The sequence below is a fragment of the Flavobacterium sp. genome, from assembly GCF_046155325.1.
In the GTDB taxonomy this organism is placed as follows: Bacteria; Bacteroidota; Bacteroidia; order Flavobacteriales; family Flavobacteriaceae; genus Flavobacterium.
The window spans coordinates 1-17,110 of record NZ_JBJXDQ010000137.1; the positions used below are offsets into that span (position 1 = coordinate 1).

Annotated in this window: 16 protein-coding genes and 1 pseudogene; 15 read left to right on the forward strand and 2 right to left on the reverse strand. The window is 36.0% G+C overall.

Features of this window, described 5'->3' with window-relative positions; translation table 11 throughout:
- The 7 genes and pseudogenes from ACKVOD_RS09590 to ACKVOD_RS09620 all read left to right on the forward strand — a co-directional run.
- A pseudogene (locus ACKVOD_RS09590) lies at positions 1-429 on the forward strand (hypothetical protein); the annotation flags it as partial.
- Between the two features lie 8 nt (positions 430-437).
- The gene (locus tag ACKVOD_RS09595) at positions 438-572 is read left to right on the forward strand and encodes a hypothetical protein (RefSeq protein ID WP_409209251.1); all 135 of its coding nucleotides are present in this window, start codon (positions 438-440) and stop codon (positions 570-572) included.
- Between the two features lie 457 nt (positions 573-1,029).
- Positions 1,030-2,004 carry a RhuM family protein gene (gene rhuM / locus ACKVOD_RS09600; protein WP_409209252.1) on the forward strand — a complete coding sequence of 325 codons (975 nt, stop codon included), beginning with the start codon at positions 1,030-1,032 and terminating at the stop codon, positions 2,002-2,004.
- Between the two features lie 24 nt (positions 2,005-2,028).
- Entirely contained in the window at positions 2,029-3,015 is a 987-nt protein-coding gene (locus ACKVOD_RS09605; RefSeq protein ID WP_409209253.1) for a Gfo/Idh/MocA family protein, read from the forward strand.
- 107 nt (positions 3,016-3,122) lie between these two features.
- Complete coding sequence (locus tag ACKVOD_RS09610; protein WP_409209254.1) at positions 3,123-4,082, forward strand: aldo/keto reductase; 960 nt, start codon at positions 3,123-3,125, stop codon at positions 4,080-4,082.
- Between the two features lie 101 nt (positions 4,083-4,183).
- Positions 4,184-5,458 (forward strand): Y-family DNA polymerase, encoded by a 1,275-nt coding sequence (locus ACKVOD_RS09615; protein ID WP_409209255.1) that lies wholly within the window; start codon positions 4,184-4,186, stop codon positions 5,456-5,458.
- Positions 5,449-5,889, forward strand: a complete 441-nt coding sequence (locus ACKVOD_RS09620) for a LexA family protein (protein ID WP_409209256.1) — start codon at positions 5,449-5,451, stop codon at positions 5,887-5,889. Before ACKVOD_RS09615 ends, ACKVOD_RS09620 begins: the two co-directional genes overlap by 10 nt.
- Positions 5,890-5,955: 66 nt before the next feature.
- Here ACKVOD_RS09620 and ACKVOD_RS09625 read toward each other — a convergent pair whose 3' ends face one another.
- The gene (locus tag ACKVOD_RS09625; RefSeq protein ID WP_409209257.1) at positions 5,956-6,822 is read right to left on the reverse strand and encodes an AraC family transcriptional regulator; all 867 of its coding nucleotides are present in this window, start codon (positions 6,820-6,822) and stop codon (positions 5,956-5,958) included.
- A gap of 113 nt (positions 6,823-6,935) precedes the next feature.
- On the opposite strand from ACKVOD_RS09625, the gene fucP reads away from it, so the two are divergent.
- From fucP to ACKVOD_RS09665, 8 genes are all read left to right on the forward strand, one after another.
- On the forward strand, positions 6,936-8,225 hold the full coding sequence (gene fucP / locus ACKVOD_RS09630; RefSeq protein WP_409209258.1) for an L-fucose:H+ symporter permease: 1,290 nt from the start codon (positions 6,936-6,938) through the stop codon (positions 8,223-8,225).
- 16 nt (positions 8,226-8,241) lie between these two features.
- Positions 8,242-9,897, forward strand: coding sequence for a UxaA family hydrolase (locus ACKVOD_RS09635; protein ID WP_409209259.1), 1,656 nt, complete (start codon positions 8,242-8,244; stop codon positions 9,895-9,897).
- A 163-nt stretch (positions 9,898-10,060) separates the two neighbouring features.
- Complete coding sequence (locus ACKVOD_RS09640; RefSeq protein ID WP_409209260.1) at positions 10,061-10,825, forward strand: SDR family NAD(P)-dependent oxidoreductase; 765 nt, start codon at positions 10,061-10,063, stop codon at positions 10,823-10,825.
- Between the two features lie 197 nt (positions 10,826-11,022).
- Positions 11,023-11,874 carry a fumarylacetoacetate hydrolase family protein gene (locus ACKVOD_RS09645; protein ID WP_409209261.1) on the forward strand — a complete coding sequence of 284 codons (852 nt, stop codon included), beginning with the start codon at positions 11,023-11,025 and terminating at the stop codon, positions 11,872-11,874.
- Between the two features lies 1 nt (position 11,875).
- The gene (locus tag ACKVOD_RS09650) at positions 11,876-12,211 is read left to right on the forward strand and encodes an L-rhamnose mutarotase (protein ID WP_409209262.1); all 336 of its coding nucleotides are present in this window, start codon (positions 11,876-11,878) and stop codon (positions 12,209-12,211) included.
- A gap of 110 nt (positions 12,212-12,321) precedes the next feature.
- The gene (locus ACKVOD_RS09655; RefSeq protein WP_409209263.1) at positions 12,322-13,152 is read left to right on the forward strand and encodes an amidohydrolase family protein; all 831 of its coding nucleotides are present in this window, start codon (positions 12,322-12,324) and stop codon (positions 13,150-13,152) included.
- A gap of 3 nt (positions 13,153-13,155) precedes the next feature.
- Positions 13,156-15,507 carry a peptide-binding protein gene (locus tag ACKVOD_RS09660; protein WP_409209264.1) on the forward strand — a complete coding sequence of 784 codons (2,352 nt, stop codon included), beginning with the start codon at positions 13,156-13,158 and terminating at the stop codon, positions 15,505-15,507.
- Between the two features lie 5 nt (positions 15,508-15,512).
- On the forward strand, positions 15,513-16,292 hold the full coding sequence (locus tag ACKVOD_RS09665) for an SDR family oxidoreductase (RefSeq protein ID WP_409209265.1): 780 nt from the start codon (positions 15,513-15,515) through the stop codon (positions 16,290-16,292).
- A 32-nt stretch (positions 16,293-16,324) separates the two neighbouring features.
- Here ACKVOD_RS09665 and ACKVOD_RS09670 read toward each other — a convergent pair whose 3' ends face one another.
- Entirely contained in the window at positions 16,325-17,098 is a 774-nt protein-coding gene (locus tag ACKVOD_RS09670; protein ID WP_409209266.1) for an SDR family NAD(P)-dependent oxidoreductase, read from the reverse strand.
- Between the last annotated feature and the right edge of the window lie 12 nt (positions 17,099-17,110).

The window sequence follows — 17,110 nt, forward strand, 5'->3', positions numbered from 1 at the left end:
TATTATATCCCTTTTTATCGTTATATCAATTTTGACGCACTCATTGGTTTTCGGGAAATGTACAATACCCTAACAAGCAAACCAACTAATATTTTGGATCATTTTGGTTATCATCCGTTAATTAAAAAACCCGGAAATATGAAAAATGATTTAACCGCTTTGAAACCCATTCGCAACAAATACTACGAGGAAATCAAAAAAATTTGCAAACAGAACAATTACAATCTAATCTCTGTAATGACGCCAATGTGCACCAATGTAAAAGGACTGGATTATTTTGAAAAGGCAAACAAAATATATCACGAAATTCACAATCTCGAAAATGTTGTTGAAGGTGATCAGTATTTTTCTTCCTGCGGACATTTGAATGATGCGGGAGCGCGAATGTTTACAGAGGTTGTTATTGAGAGGTTTTTTGAAACAAAATAAAACAATAAATGGCAAACCATATTGAAAACACAAAAGTAATTCGTTGGGGAATCTTGGGTTGTGGTGATGTTACCGAACTAAAAAGCGGTCCCGCCTATCAAAAAACGAGATGTTTTAAAATCCGATGGCTCGGATTTAGATAAATTGTCTTGTGAACGCTAGCGCGGAATTTAATTCCGTGCCCACTGACACAAGCAAAAAACATAAATCATTAAGATTAATCGAATTCACATACAAAAAATTCGTTTTAATCAGCGAACTATCCATGCCATCTGTGTCCAAACTTTTAATCAAGAGGTTCCAAAATTACCTTTTAATCCACACCACAATTATCTGTTATTTCAGTATTTTTACAAAATGAATACTTTCGGAACTAGACTATTTACATCGATAATCATCAACTGATTTTTCGAGAACAAATAATATTCAGTTGTCGCAAATTTTGCGACAACCCAAAATAGAAGAATAAGATTTGAATCAAACTGTCGCAAAATTTACGACAGTTCAAATTGAGAGAGAATTAGATAAAAATCCAACTGCCAAACTTTTCTCGGTAGTTCAAATAGAAGGAAAGAGACTGGAATATAAATTACTAGCTTAATGGAACATCAAATCGAAATATACAAGTCTATCGACAATGCTATTGAACTTCAAGTGAGCCTTGATAATGATACTGTTTGGCTTACTCAAGAACAATTAGTGCTTTTGTTTCAAAGAGACCAGTCAGTTATTTCTAGACATATTAGAAATTTATTTAAAGAAGGAGAATTAGATGAAAAAAGCAATATGCAAAAAATGCATATTGCAAATTCAGATAAACCCGTAATTTTTTACAACCTGGATGTTATCATTTCCGTGGGTTATCGCGTGAAATCAAAACAAGGAACACAATTCCGTCAATGGGCAACGCAACGTTTAAAAGACTATTTGGTGCAAGGATATGCCATCAATGAAAAACGATTACAAGAAGCAACAGACAAATTTCAAGATTTAAAAAATGCCGTAAAGTTGGCTGCAAAAGCAGGAAATGCAGAAGCTTTAACTTCTGTAGAAGCCCAAGGAATTCTAGGAGTTATTGCGCAATATGCCTATGCTCTGGAAACTTTGGACAAATATGACCATCAAAAGTTGACCATTGAAACTGCTTTTGAAGAAACGGAAATCCAAAAACTAAGCTATGAAAACGCCATAGAGCAAATCAGAATTTGGAGAGATTTTCAAAAAGCTGGAAATCTATTTGGCAACGAAAAAGACCAATCGTTCAAAAGTTCTTTGGAAACGATTTACCAAACTTTTGATAAAACTGACTTATATCCAACTCTAGAAGAAAAAGCAGCCCATTTATTGTACTTTGTGGTGAAAAATCATTCCTTTTCGGATGGAAACAAACGCATTGCAGCAGGATTGTTTATTTATTTTTTAAGCCTGAACAACAAACTACTGAATGATTTCGGCGCTAAAAGAATTGGAGACAATGCTTTGGTTGCCATCACGATCATGATTGCCGAAAGTAAGTCGGAAGAAAAAGATATAATGGCAAAACTAGTAGTCAATTTAATTAATAATAACAATTAGATTTCACAGAAAACAAAATAAACAATGCAAACAAACAGCACAAAAGTAATCCGTTGGGGAATCTTGGGTTGTGGTGATGTTACCGAACTAAAAAGCGGTCCCGCCTATCAAAAAACGAGAGGTTTTAAAATCGAAGCCGTGATGCGAAGAGATGCAATCAAAGCTGCCGATTATGCCAAAAGGCACAACATTGATAAATTTTATTCGGATGCGGATGAGTTAATCAATGATTCAGAAATTGACGCTATTTATATTGCCACACCTCCAGATACACATCATTATTACGGTCTGAAAGTAGCTTTAGCTGGGAAAATTTGTTGCATCGAAAAACCATTAGCACCTAGTTACGCAGCCAGTCTCGAAATATACGAAACCTTTAAAGCAAAAAAAATTCCATTGTTCGTTGCATATTACCGACGTACACTACCTCGATTTGAACAAATAAAAACTTGGCTAAACGACAATAAAATTGGAATTGTGAGATCAATTCGATGGAATTTAACCAAGACTGCATCTCCCCAGGACTTATCAAAAGAATACAACTGGCGTACTGATGCAAATGTAGCTCCAGGAGGATATTTTGATGATTTGGCCAGTCATGGTTTGGATTTATTCACTTTCCTTTTGGGGGACATCAAGGACGTTTCGGGTTATAGTTTAAACCAACAAGGATTATATTCTGCCAAAGATGCAATTACTGCCTCATGGCTTCATGAATCTGGAATTACAGGAAATGGCAACTGGAATTTTGGAAGCAACAAACGAGAAGATAGTGTTGAAATTTCTGGTAGCAAAGGCAAAATAAATTTTTCCGTTTTCGAAAATGAGCCTATTAAGCTTATTAATGAAGAAGATGAAATCGAACTTTTTATAGAACATCCAGAAAACGTACAAATACATCATGTGGAAAGAATTCGAGAACATCTTTTGGGTAATCGTGAACATCCTTCAGCTGATTTTTCTTCCATACATACCAGCTGGGTGATGGATAAGATTTTGGGTGAATTTTGAAATATTTAAGTTAGCATTTCAAAAAAAAAAACTAGTTTTATACTAAGAAAAAAATCAAAATAACTTGAGCTTGTGAAAGCATGACTCCAAATTTAAATATAAGTAAAATGAATTACAACAGGTGTGGAAAAAGCGGGTTACTATTGCCGCAAATTTCCTTAGGATTATGGCATAACTTCGGTTCAGTAGATAATTTTGAAAATGCGGAAAAAATCGCCAGAGAAGCTTTTGATAAAGGCATTACTCATTTTGATTTGGCTAATAATTATGGCCCTATTCCAGGTTCGGCTGAAACCAATTTTGGTAAAATTTTAAAAAATAATTTTCATGGAAACCTTCGAGATGAAATTGTAATTTCGACCAAAGCGGGTTATGGTATGTGGCCTGGACCCTATGGTGATTGGGGTTCTAGAAAATATTTGTTGTCGAGTTTAGACCAAAGTTTAAAACGAATGAATATCGATTATGTTGATGTCTTTTATTCGCATCGATTCGATCCAGAAACACCTCTCGAAGAAACGATGGGGGCATTAGATTATGCTGTAAGAAGTGGTAAAGCTTTATACGCAGGAATATCCAATTATAATGCGGAACAAACTCAAGAGGCAACCACAATTTTGAAACAACTAGGAACTCCTTGCATAATTCATCAAGCGAGATATTCTATGTTTGATCGTTGGGTAGAGGCTGGATTACTAGATGTTCTCGAAGAAAAAGGAGTCGGTTTGATTGCTTTTTCACCCTTAGAACAAGGACTTTTAACCGATAAATACTTGAAAGGAATTCCTGAAAACTCTAGGGCTTCAAAACCCAATAGCTTTTTAAATCCAAAAAATATTACTCCAGAAAAAATTCAAAAAATAATACAATTAAATAGTATTGCAATTGAACGAAACCAGTCTTTAGCACAAATGGCCGTTGCTTGGTTGCTAAAAGACAAGCGAGTAACATCGGTGCTCATTGGTGCTAGCTCGGTTAATCAATTGCTCAATAATATTGACAGCTTGAATCATTTGAATTTCTCCCAAGAAGAATTATTAGCTATTGAAAACATTCTAAAGCATTAAGGCTTTTTTTCTAAAAAAAACTCTCTTTTTATTTATCAACAATTTATAAAATTAACTTTTTATCCCGATTACAATCATCGACTATTCTGTAATTTTACAAGATGTATGCTTTAGTCGATTGTAACAATTTTTATGCTTCTTGCGAACGTGTTTTTCAACCGAAACTCAACGGAAAACCTGTTGTAATTTTATCCAACAACGACGGCTGTGTAATTTCAAGAAGTAACGAAGCCAAAGCGCTTGGTGTTGCGATGGGTGTTCCGTTATTTCAAATAAAAGATTTAATTCGAGAAAAAGATGTACATGTTTTCTCTTCAAATTATGCACTTTATGGTGATTTAAGTAATCGAGTGATGAAAATTTTGGGTCAGTTTACCCCAAATTTAGAAATCTATAGCATCGATGAAGCATTCCTTAATTTTGACGGCATGCGTATTTTAGGCTATCACGATTATGGTCTTCAAATGAAAAGAAGAATTCAAAAATGGGTTGGGATTCCAGTTTGTGTTGGCTTTGCCGAAACCAAAACTTTAACAAAAGTAGCTAATAAAATTGCCAAGAAATTCCAAGACAGAACCCAAGGTGTTTATATAATAGACACCGAAGAAAAACGCATCAAAGCCCTAAAATGGACAAAAATAGAAGACGTTTGGGGCATTGGATACCGAACGACTAAAAAAGCAAAACTCCGAAAAATCAATACCGCTTTCGACTTTATTCAACCGCAACACGAAGCTTGGATTAAAAAAGAAATGGGCGTCATTGGGCTTCGATTGAAATATGAATTGGAAGGAAAGTCGGTTTTAGACTTGGAACCCATTCCAGACCAAAAGAAAAGCATTGCCACCACCAGAAGTTTTCCCAAACAAATTGCAGAATTTGATTTGTTGCGCGAACGTGTGGCGACATTTGCCTCGGTTTGTGCAGAGAAACTGCGAAAGCAACATTCGTGTTGTCATACTATTATTGTGATGTTGGTCATCGACAGGCATAGTGTGCAAACCTCAAAATATTATTTTAATATGGCGGTAACACTGCCTTTTGCTACAAATTCCACTTTAACCATTTCGAATACCGCTATTGCGATGCTCAAAAAATTGCATCAGGGAAATGAAGGCTTGAAATTCAAAAAAGCGGGTGTAATTGTCACCGAATTGATTGACGAAAACAGAAAACAATTGCAATTATTCGATGAAGAAAACCCAAAACATTTGGCATTGATGAAAGTCATGGATCATCTGAATAACAAAATTGGATACAAAAAAATAAAATTAGCCAGTCAGAATTTAGATTTGACTTGGAATATGAAACAGAATCATTTGTCGCCCAAATACACCACAAATTTTAACGATATTCTCGAAATACGATGCCAGTAAACAAAGCTCAAAAACTAACCTTCTTCCGTCCTGTTTTGGACAGTGAAATCAGAATTCCGATAATTCAGGAAGGCGTTTCGGCTGGATTTCCGTCGCCTGCCATTGATTTTATGGAAAACAGTATTGATTTGAATACCGCTTTGTGCAAAAATCCTTTGGCTACTTTTTACATAAAAGTCAAAGGAAATTCGATGATTGACGCCGGTATCAACGACAAAGATGTCCTTGTGGTGGATCGAAGCTTAGAACCACAAAACAACAAAATTGCCATTTGCTTCATCGATGGAGAATTCACCGTAAAACGCATTCAGGTCGAAAAAAAATGCTTGTATCTTATGCCTGAAAACCCCAATTACCAACCCATAAAAGTCACCGAGGAAAATGAACTCATCATTTGGGGAATCGTGACTTATGTGATAAAATCGTTGTAAACAAAGCTTTATTTTTTTGCTCTTATTATTTGATACAGTATCAAAAAAATACCATAAAACACAACTTTAATTATCAGCATTTTTGCGGTATTCTTTAGGAGTTGTTCCTGTAAGTTTTTTGAATAGCTGATTAAAATTAGAGGCAGTTTTATAACCGCATTCATATCCTATTTCAGAAATTCCCTTTTCTGTTTCAATAAGCAATTTACAGGCATTGGAAACCCGAATGGCATTCAAATACTCCACAAAACTTTTTTTTGTTTTTACTTTAAACATTCTGCAAAAAGAGGTTGGAGTTAGATGAGCAATTTCAGCAATTTCAATAAGTGAAATTTCTTCCTTATAATTTTCTTTTACATACTCGAAAACGTCCAAAAGGCGATCGTTTTTCACTTGGCTATTTACAGGAGAGTAGGCTTCGCTGTTAATAAAATTAATTTCATCACTTTCAGAAAGAATAGAGAGTATCTCAAAAAGACCTACAATAATTTCGAAATTTTGTTTGGTTGTAAGCTTCTCTAATTTTTTTGCAATTTTTTCATTTGTTTTTCCTGTAACAGACAATCCTTTTTCGGCTTGGCTAAACAAATTAATAATCTTTTGTGTTTCTTTTAATTCATAAAAGAGGGGCCCAAAGATTTCTTTGCTAAAATAAACTACGATTGCTTTGGCCTTTAAGGAGCTGATGCCTTGATAATAAATTTCATCATTTAGCCAAACATGCGGAATGTCAGAACCCAAGAATACCATGTCGCCAGGTACAAATTGTTCTACCGAATTGCCCACAATTCTTTTGCCGTAACTCTCTTTAATATAGACCAGTTCGAGTTCAGGATGTGAATGGAATGGAGCCTGAAAAAAAGAATCTTCACGAGAAATAACAGAAACAGAGCTGTTCTGATAGGAGGTTATTTTCGTTTTTTCGATTTTCATTTTTTTTGGCTAAGGTAATTAATAATTAAACAAAGATAATATTGAATTAATAACGATACTTTACTAATTATACCTTTCGAGTTCAAAAAATGTATTAATTTAATAAAAAAATTATGGCACTATCATCCCCGTCTAATGGTCAAAATCCAAACGTTTTCAACGAGAAAAAAAATTGGATGTTTCCATTTATATTAGTTACCAGTTTATTTTTTTTCTGGGGATTTGTCCACAATTTAGACCCTATTTTAATTCCTCATTTAAGAAAAGCTTTCAATCTTTCTGATTTGCAATCGTCCTTGATAGACTCTTCTGTTTTTATTGCCTATTTTGTTATGGCTTTGCCTGCGGGTTATATTATGCGTAAGTATGGCTATAAATCGGGAATTATGATTGGATTAATCCTGTTTGGCATCGGTTCCATATTATTTGTACCTGCGGCAAACTCTTTGCAATACATCTATTTTTTGGGTGCTTTATTCATTATCGCATGTGGATTGACTTTTCTGGAAACAGCTGCCAACCCTTATGTAACTATATTAGGTCCTGCTGAAACCGCAACAAAAAGATTGAATTTTTCGCAATCCTTTAACGGACTGGCTGCGTTTATAGCTCCAGCCTATATTGGTCCGATGATATTGTCCGGAAAAAACTTGACCAAGGCGGAGACTGACGCCATGTCGCCAACCGAATTGCATGCCTATCTTTTAAATGAAGCGGCGAGCGTTAAAATGCCCTACCTTATTTTGGGATTGATTATTTTGGCCGTGGCCGTGGTTTTTTACTTTACCAATATGCCGGATGTTAAAGATGAAGATGTTGAGGGAGCTGAGGGGGCAAGTTTTAAGGGAGCGTTAAACTCAATGCGATTAAGATGGGGAATTTTGGCTCAATTTTTTTATGTTGGTGCTCAGGTTTGCGTAGGAAGTTTTTTTATTAAAATGGCTACCACAACGGCTGGTTTGGAAGAAGGAACTGCAGCAAAATATTTAGGATTTTATGGATTGACATTTATGTTAGGTCGTTTCGCAGGTACCTTCCTTATGCAATATATTCAACCGAGAAAATTATTAATAGTGTATGCGACCATCAATATTCTTTTATCAATTATGGCAATAATGGGAACGGGAATGGTTGTAGTTTATACTTTAATTGCCATTGCATTTTTTATGAGTATTATGTTTCCAACTATTTTCTCCATGGGAATTGACGGGCTTGGGCATAATACTAAAATTGGATCTTCCTTGATTGTTATGTCTATCGTGGGTGGTGCACTTTTGCCTCCAGTAATGGGCATGATTTCGGATGCGACAGCTAATATTCAAAACGGATATATAGTACCCTTGAGCTGTTTTGCAGTAATACTTTTGTTTGCTTTTAATGGGCATAAAACAAATAAAGTATAATTTTATTTAAAATACAATGTTAGAAAACAAAGCAAAAAGAATAGTGGTTAAAATGAGCCCAGAGGATAATGCACTGGTGGCTTTAATCGATTTACCAAAAGGAGAAAAGGTAGTTTTTGGAGAACATACCTATATTCTTCAAGATGCCATTAAGGCAAAACATAAATTTTACACAACCGATTTAAGTGTCGGTGATGAAGTAATAATGTACGGTGTATTGGTTGGAAAAGTGCAGTGTGATGTTGCCAAAGGCAGTTTAATGACTACCGATAACCTGAAACATGCGGCAGAACCTTATGGCTATCGTCAGGTAGATTACTCCTGGAAGATTCCTGATGTATCTAAATATAAAAACAGTACTTTTAATGGATATAAAAGAAAGGACGGCCGGGTAGGAACTGCCAACTACTGGCTTTTTGTTCCCACGGTGTTTTGCGAGAACCGTAATCTTGATGTGATAAAGGAGGCTTTGCAAAATGAGTTGGGCTATTCGGTGAGTGACAAATACACGCAGTATACGCATCAATTATTACAAGCCTACAAAAACGGATTAGACTTAGAAAAGGTTAAAATTGATTTAATGCCAACGACCAAAGCCAATCGCATATTTAAAAACGTAGACGGCATAAAATTTCTAAATCATCAAGGTGGTTGTGGTGGCACACGTCAAGATTCGGAAACGCTTAGTTCTTTACTGGCTTCGTATGCAAACCATCCCAATGTAGCGGGAATTACCCTTTTGAGTTTGGGTTGCCAGCATTTGCAGGTGCAAAATTTTATAGATGATGTCAAAAAGCAAAATCCGTTTTTTGACAAGCCTTTATTCGTTTTTGAACAACAAAATGCCCAAAGTGAGGAACAATTAGTAACCGATGCCATCAAAAAAACATTCGAAGGATTAATTGAAATTAATAAAATAAAAAGAACACCAGCTCCATTAAGTGAATTATGTATCGGCGTAAAATGTGGAGGAAGTGATGGTTTTAGTGGTGTTTCTGCTAATCCTGCGGTAGGGTATACTGCCGATTTATTGGTTGCCTTGGGTGGAAAAGTATTACTTGCTGAATTCCCTGAATTGTGTGGCGTAGAACAAAACTTGATTGACCGTTGTGAAACAGAAGCATCTGCCAATAAATTTATCAATTTAATGCGCTCTTATGATGATTTGGCCCATCGAGTAGGTTCTGGTTTTCATATGAATCCATCGCCTGGGAATATCAAAGACGGCTTAATCACCGATGCTATAAAAAGTGCTGGTGCAGCCAAAAAAGGCGGAACTGCGCCTGTTGTAGATGTTTTGGATTATACCGAACCAGTCACAAAATCAGGATTAAGTTTGGTTTGCACTCCCGGAAATGATGTAGAAGCAACCACAGGAAAAGCGGCAGCAGGAGCTACTTTAATTTTATTTACAACAGGTTTGGGAACGCCAACAGGTAACCCAGTCTGTCCCGTAATTAAAGTAGCAACTAATTCTATTTTAGCCAAAAAAATGAAGGATATTATCGATATTGATTGTGGACCCGTAATTAGTGGTGAAAAAACAATTGAAGAAATGGGGGAAGCCATTCTAGACTATTGCATCAAAGCGGCAAGTGGCGAAATTATTCCAAAAGCAGTTCTATTAAATCAAGATGATTTTATTCCTTGGAAACGAGGAGTTTCGTTATAAAAAAGTTGATTGAAATTCACAAATTAAATAGATTCATAATTAGAAATACAATTTGCGAATTTACGGAAGATTATAAATGAAAATCTGTGTTAATCCGTGTAATCTGTGGCAAAAAAAACGAAGCGAAGCTTCAAATAAAAAAATCAAATTTAACATCGAAAATATGTTCTCATTACAAAACAAAAAAGCGGTAATTACAGGTGGTGGCAGCGGAATAGGAAAAGCTATTGCAGCCTTATTTGCCAAACAAGGAGCCGAAGTTCATATCATTGAACTGTCCGAAGAAAGTGCACAAGAAGCAGTTACTGAAATTAAAGCTGATGGAGGAAAAGTAGTATCACACGCTTGCAATGTCGCCAGTCACGAAGCTGTACTGGCCACTTTTGAAAAAATTGGAGCTTTCGATATTTTGGTAAACAACGCTGGAATTGCCCACGTTGGCAAAGTGGATACCACTCCCGAAACCGATTTTGACCGCATTATGAATGTAAACGTAAAAGGCGTTTACAACTGTTTGCATGCGGCCATTCCGCAATTCCGAAAATCAAAAGGCGGAGTAATTCTTAATATGGCATCCATTGCGGCTTGGGTGGGGATACCCGATCGATTTGCCTATTCTACTGCCAAAGGTGCTGTAATGGCAATGACTTTATCAGTAGCCAGAGATTATATGAGCGAAAATATTCGTTGCAATTCCATCTCTCCTGCGCGAGTGCATACGCCTTTTGTTGATGGTTTTATTGCCAAAAATTATCCCGGTCAGGAAACCGAAATGTTCGATAAATTATCCAAATCACAACCAATTGGTCGAATGGGAAAACCAGACGAAGTAGCTGCACTGGCTTTGTTTTTATGCAGCGATGAATCCGGATTTATAACCGGCTGCGATTATCCTATTGATGGCGGTTTTATTAAATTAAATAATTAGTAAAAAGAGCCTCATTAACTAACTGTTATATAATAGTATCCTTAGCGGTATTAAAGTCGAAAGTTGGGATTTCAATTATTGAATGGATATTGAAATAGAAAATATATTTTACTTCGAGTATTTAAACCTTAGGGCAAATTACAATTTAGGTACTGATAATAAAATTATTGAATTACATTTATAAAAAACTAGAAAAAATGAAATTAATACGTTTTGGAGCAGCTGGTCAAGAGAAACCAGGTATTTTAATTGGAGAAAAAAGATTTGATGTTTCTTCCATTGTTGCAGATTACAATGAAGCATTTTTTGAAGAAAATGGATTAGAAAAACTAAAAATAGCCTTAGAAAGCAATCCCGAGTTGCCGGAAGTGGAAGCTTCTGTTCGTTTGGGTTCGCCAGTGTCTCGGCCTTCTAAAATCATCTGCATTGGTCTGAATTATGTGGATCACTGTCGCGAAACCAACGCGCCGATTCCAGATGAACCTATAATTTTCTTTAAATCAACTACCGCTTTGTGTGGACCCAATGATGATTTAATCATTCCAAAAAACAGCGAAAAAACAGATTGGGAAATCGAATTGGCATTTGTCATGGGTAAAAAAGCCAGTTATGTGGAAGAAGCCGATGCGATGGATTATGTTGCAGGTTATTGTTTGCACAACGACTATAGCGAAAGAGCCTATCAATTAGAACGTGGCGGACAATGGGCAAAAGGGAAAGGTTGCGATACCTTCGCACCACTTGGACCCTTTATGGCTACTACGGATGAAATAGCAGATGTCGATAATTTGTCGATGTGGTTGACGGTTAACGGAAAAACATTTCAAAGTAGCAATACTTCCAATTTGATTTTCAAAATTCCGTTTTTGGTACATTATTTAAGTCAGTTTATGACTTTGCTTCCGGGCGATGTAATTAGTACAGGAACGCCTCCCGGAGTTGGTCTTGGGATTAAACCCAACCCAATTTATGTAAAAGCGGGTGATGTGATTGAATTAGGAATAGACGGATTGGGAAGTAGCAAACAACTAGCGGTAGCTTATAAATAATATGGCAACTCAAAAATTTTGCTTGGCTTTAGATCTCATGGACGATGCCCAATTGATGCAAAAATACAAAGCGCATCACCAAAAAGTATGGCCAGAAATTATCGAAAGTATAAAAGTATCAGGTATTGAAGTACTAGAAATTTACTGCGTAGGAAATCGAATGTTTATGATTGTCGAAGCTGATGAAGATTTTTCTTTCGAGAAAAAATCGGCAATGGATGCCAATAATCCCAAAGTTCAGGAATGGGAGGATCTGATGTGGAAATTTCAACAAGCATTGCCTTGGGCAAAACCAGGTGAGAAATGGATGTTGATGGAGAAAATATTTGAATTGTGATAATTGACGCTCCTTGACTTTTACTAATTAAATTAGCCACAGATTCACAGATTTTAAAAAATATTTTCTAATCTGTGAATCTGTGGCAAAAAAATAAAGCTTTGCGTTAAATGAAAAAAATAGACAGTCATCAACATTTTTGGAAATACCATCCCGTCAAAGACGCTTGGATTTCGGATGATATGAAAATCATTCAGCGTGATTTTCTGCCCGTTGATTTTCTGCCATTACTTCAAGAAAATGGTGTTGACGGTTGTATTGCGGTTCAAGCTGATCAAAGCGAAGAAGAAACCCATTTTTTATTAGAATTAGCAAAAGATAATGATTTCATCAAAGGCGTTGTGGGCTGGATTGATTTGCGTGGAGAAAATATAACATCGAGATTAAACTATTTTTCACAGTTTAAAAAACTAAAAGGTTTTAGGCATATTGTTCAAGGCGAATCGGATGAAAATTTCCTTTTACAAGAAGATTTTTCCAAAGGAATTGCGCAATTAGAACAGTATAATTTTACCTATGATATTTTAATTTTGCCTAAACATTTAGCTGTTGCCTTTGAGTTTGTGAAACGTTTTCCAAATCAAAAATTCGTAATCGACCATTTGGCAAAGCCTGATTTTAAGAATAAAGAATTTTTAGATTGGGAAAAAGGAATTCGAGAAATAGCAACTTGTCCCAATGTATATTGTAAAGTTTCGGGTTTAGTTACCGAAGCCGATTGGAATAATTGGACTGAAGCCGATTTTACCTATTGCTTAAATGTAGTGACTGAAGCTTTTGGAATCGATCGTTTGCTCTTTGGTAGCGATTGGCCAGTTTGTTTATTAGCAGCTAATTATGCCCAAACTTTGGAAATCGTAACTAATTATTTTTCTAAATTTCCAGAAAGCAATCAAGAACAATTTTGGAGCGGAAATGCCATAGAATTTTACAACATTTAAAAAATGAAGAAAACGGTTTTACTTATTTTACAACTGGTATTTCTAAATTCTGTTTTGGCACAGAAGAAAATTTTTGTGGCTACAAATGGGAACGATAAAAATGATGGAAGTATTGAAAAACCTCTACAAACGCTAGCAAAAGCCATACAAAATACCCAAAAATACGGCACTAAGAAAGTTGCTATCTTCTTGAGGAAAGGAATTTATTATCCGGAATCAACCCTAGTTTTAAATGCTAACGAAACTAAAAATAAAGCGATTCAAATTACGGCCTATGAAAATGAAGAAGTAAGCATTAGCGGCGCTAAAAAAGCAACATTGACTTGGTCGAAGTACGACTCCACCATTTTTTCGGCTAAAGTTATTTTAGATTTCGATCCTGACGCAATGTTCGTTAATGGAGGTACATCCATAATGGCGCGTTATCCTAACTATGACAGTAACGCACATTTTTTTAAAGGAACGGCGGAAGATGCAATTAGTCCAGAAAGAGTGAAACAATGGTCAAATCCCGCGGGAGGTTTTTTACACGCTTTACATTCAGGCGAATGGGGAAGTTTTCATTATCTAATAACCGGAAAAGATGATAAAGGCAATTTGAAAAAAGAAGGCGGCTGGCAAAATAATCGCCCATCGCCATTGCATCCGAAACATCGTTTTGTAGAAAATATTTTTGAAGAACTTGACGCTCCAGGAGAATGGTTTTACAATAAAGCAGAACAAACGGTGTATTATTATCCAATTGAAAATGAGAACCTAGAAAATACAGTAGTTGAATTTTCTAATCTAAAAAACATATTTTCCTTGAAGGGAAATGAAATAAATTCGATAAAAAACATTTCGATTAGCAAAATTAAGTTCGTGGGCACCAAGCGTGTTTTAATGGAAAAACACGAACCATTATTGCGAAGCGATTGGATGCTGCACAGGGCTGGGGCAATAACTTTAGAAGGCACAATAGATTGTAGCATTGCGAATTGCGAATTTTCTCAACTAGGCGGAACGGCGATTATGGTAACCGGTTTTAACAGAAATGCAACTATCGAACAAAATCATATTCAAGACATTGGCGGAAGCGGCATTTGTTTTGTAGGCGATATTTCAGCGGTTCGTTCACCTGCTTTTAAATATGAGCAATTTTTAGATTACCAAAAAATTGATAAAACACCAGGTCCAAAAAATAATTTATATCCCAAAAATTGTGTAGTCTATAACAATCTTATTCATACTATTGGTCAAATTGAAAAACAAGCAACAGGAGTTGAAATTTCAATGTCTGAAAGTATTATTGTAATAAACAATACCATATACAATACGCCTCGAGCAGGAATTAATATTGGGGACGGATGCTGGGGCGGTCACGAGATCGCTTTTAACGATGTTTTCAATACGGTTCAAGAAACGGGTGATCACGGCGCGTTTAATTCGTGGGGACGAGATCGATTTTGGAATGCCAAAAGGAAATATATGGATAGCATAACCGCTGTTCATCCTGAAATTATTTTACTCGATGCACAAAAAACAACTAGTATTCACAACAATAGATTTCGTTGCGATCACGGCTGGGATATCGACTTAGACGACGGTTCGTCCAATTATCATATCTACAACAATATTTGTTTGAATGGAGGAATCAAACTTCGTGAGGGATTTTTTAGAACAGTCGAAAACAATATAATGATTAACAATTCTTTTCATCCTCACGTTTGGTTTGCGGCGAGTGAAGATATTTTTAGGCGAAATATTGTTACCCGAAATTACTACCCTATTTTAATTTCGAAATGGGGAAAAGAAGTTGATTTTAATTTTTTTCCTGATTTAATTTCTTTAGAAAAATCACAAAAAAAGGGAACAGATACCAATAGTTCATCAGGAAATCCTATGTTTTTGAATGCAGCTACTGGAGATTATACTTTAAATGAAAAAAGTCCAGCCTTTGCTGTTGGTTTCAAAAATATCGATACTAAAAACATAGGCGTTTTAGACCCAAAATTAAAAGAAAAAGCATTAAAAGTTACGATTCCGAAACTACAACTTCCTTTAGATTCTAAGGATAATAAAGATAGGCAAACGGAATGGCTTGACGTTATGATTAGAAATGTCAGTGGTTTAGGCGATCGTTCCGCATTTGGCTTAGCATCAGAAAGCGGTGTGGTTGTGGTTTCTATCAATGAATCGACTCTGCTTAAATCAGGGTTATTGCCAAAAGATGTTATTATAGGTTCAGACGAAACAGCGATAAATGATATATTTGGGCTGATTAGTCTTTATCAAGGAAAAAGTTGGACCGGAAAAATGAGGTTGAATATTATGCGAGATCAACAACCAAAAAAAATAGTTATTCCATTAAAATAGAAAAGATGAATTTAAACTTAAAAGACAAAGTAATTGTTGTAACAGGTGGAGCAAAAGGCATTGGTTTGGGAATTTGCAAAGTGCTGGCTGCAGAAGGTGCAATTCCAGTAATTATTGGACGAAAAGAAGTCGATAATCTGAATGCTATCAAGGAAATAGAAGCTTTAGGGTACACCGCTTTTGGTGTTCAAGCGGAACTATCTGACCCAGATGATTGCAAAAAAGCGATTGAAAGTGTCATCGCACAATGCGGAAGAATTGATGGACTGGTAAATAATGCAGGAGCCAATGACGGAGTGGGTCTTGAATCAGGAAATTATACTGATTTTATGGCTTCGTTGCACAAAAACTTAGTGCATTATTATTTGATGGCGCACCACGCTTTGCCCGAATTGAAAAAGTCTAAAGGAAGCATAGTGAATATTGGTTCCAAAACAGCCGATACAGGACAAGGAAACACCTCAGCTTATGCCGCCTCTAACGGTGGTCGTAATGCGTTGACTCGCGAATGGGCAGTCGAATTATTGCCTTATGGAATTCGGGTAAATGCTGTAATTGTGGCAGAATGTTATACGCCATTGTATGAAAATTGGATACGGACTTTTGATGATCCAGAAGAAAAACTAAAAGAAATCACCGATAAAATACCTTTCGAAAAAAGAATGACCACCGCCGAAGAAATAGCCAATATGGTTGTTTTTCTGTTGTCAGAAAAGTCAAGTCATACCACTGGTCAATTAATTTATGTTGATGGTGGATACACGCATTTGGATAGGGCTTTGTAGAAAAAAATATTTATAATAGAGGATAACTTGTTTCAATCTGTTCGGCGGTATCCCAATTCGGCTCCACCACTAACAGGCAAGATGTGACCAGTAATAAATCGTGCTTTTTCAGAAACCATAAAGACACAAGCATCGGCAATGACATCACCTTCTGGGCAATGGCCTAAAATGTGAATATCGTCTAAATATTTTTCAATTTTTTCAGGATTTTCTTGTGCTTTGCCCCACTGTCTTAGCATTGGTGTCCAAACTCCAGCTGGCGAGATAGCGTTGACTCTAATTTTATATTTAGCATAATCTAAAGCCATTGATTTTGTTAGGGCATTGACTGCACCTTTTGTCGCAGCATAAACGGCGTGATTTTCTTGCCCTATTTCGCCCACTAAACTGCTTGTGTTTAATATACAGCCTTGTGTTTGCTTTAAAGATTCCAAGCCGAATCTGGTGGTGTATAAAATTCCTTTAAGATTTACATCAAATAGATTTTGCCACTCTGCATCATTAGTTTCGTGCAATGGTTTTGCAGGATTGGCAATGCCAGCGTTGTTGTGAATAACATCTATTTTCTGGTATTTGTTTAATGCCAACTCGATGCCGTTTTTAACATCCAATTCATTCGATATGTCTCCAAAAAATGCGCTGTGTTCTTTTCCTAAAATAGCAATTGCGGTTTCTAACGATGCTTTGTCGTTTGCCATAATGACCAATTTTGCTCCTGCTTCGGCATATTTTTTTGCGCATTCTAGACCAATACCCATTGAGCCTCCCGTTAGGAAAATAACTTTATTAGCTAGTTGTTGCATCATTAAATGGTATTA

Excerpts from the sequence above, each read along its gene's own strand:
- ACKVOD_RS09595 (WP_409209251.1), top strand. The coding sequence starts at position 438 with ATGGCAAACCATATTGAAAACACAAAAGTAATTCGTTGGGGAATCTTG.
- rhuM (WP_409209252.1), top strand. The coding sequence starts at position 1,030 with ATGGAACATCAAATCGAAATATACAAGTCTATCGACAATGCTATTGAA.
- ACKVOD_RS09605 (WP_409209253.1), top strand. The coding sequence starts at position 2,029 with ATGCAAACAAACAGCACAAAAGTAATCCGTTGGGGAATCTTGGGTTGT.
- ACKVOD_RS09610 (WP_409209254.1), top strand. The coding sequence starts at position 3,123 with ATGAATTACAACAGGTGTGGAAAAAGCGGGTTACTATTGCCGCAAATT.
- ACKVOD_RS09615 (WP_409209255.1), top strand. The coding sequence starts at position 4,184 with ATGTATGCTTTAGTCGATTGTAACAATTTTTATGCTTCTTGCGAACGT.
- ACKVOD_RS09620 (WP_409209256.1), top strand. The coding sequence starts at position 5,449 with ATGCCAGTAAACAAAGCTCAAAAACTAACCTTCTTCCGTCCTGTTTTG.
- ACKVOD_RS09625 (WP_409209257.1), bottom strand. The coding sequence starts at position 6,822 with ATGAAAATCGAAAAAACGAAAATAACCTCCTATCAGAACAGCTCTGTT.
- fucP (WP_409209258.1), top strand. The coding sequence starts at position 6,936 with ATGGCACTATCATCCCCGTCTAATGGTCAAAATCCAAACGTTTTCAAC.
- ACKVOD_RS09635 (WP_409209259.1), top strand. The coding sequence starts at position 8,242 with ATGTTAGAAAACAAAGCAAAAAGAATAGTGGTTAAAATGAGCCCAGAG.
- ACKVOD_RS09640 (WP_409209260.1), top strand. The coding sequence starts at position 10,061 with ATGTTCTCATTACAAAACAAAAAAGCGGTAATTACAGGTGGTGGCAGC.
- ACKVOD_RS09645 (WP_409209261.1), top strand. The coding sequence starts at position 11,023 with ATGAAATTAATACGTTTTGGAGCAGCTGGTCAAGAGAAACCAGGTATT.
- ACKVOD_RS09650 (WP_409209262.1), top strand. The coding sequence starts at position 11,876 with ATGGCAACTCAAAAATTTTGCTTGGCTTTAGATCTCATGGACGATGCC.
- ACKVOD_RS09655 (WP_409209263.1), top strand. The coding sequence starts at position 12,322 with ATGAAAAAAATAGACAGTCATCAACATTTTTGGAAATACCATCCCGTC.
- ACKVOD_RS09660 (WP_409209264.1), top strand. The coding sequence starts at position 13,156 with ATGAAGAAAACGGTTTTACTTATTTTACAACTGGTATTTCTAAATTCT.
- ACKVOD_RS09665 (WP_409209265.1), top strand. The coding sequence starts at position 15,513 with ATGAATTTAAACTTAAAAGACAAAGTAATTGTTGTAACAGGTGGAGCA.
- ACKVOD_RS09670 (WP_409209266.1), bottom strand. The coding sequence starts at position 17,098 with ATGATGCAACAACTAGCTAATAAAGTTATTTTCCTAACGGGAGGCTCA.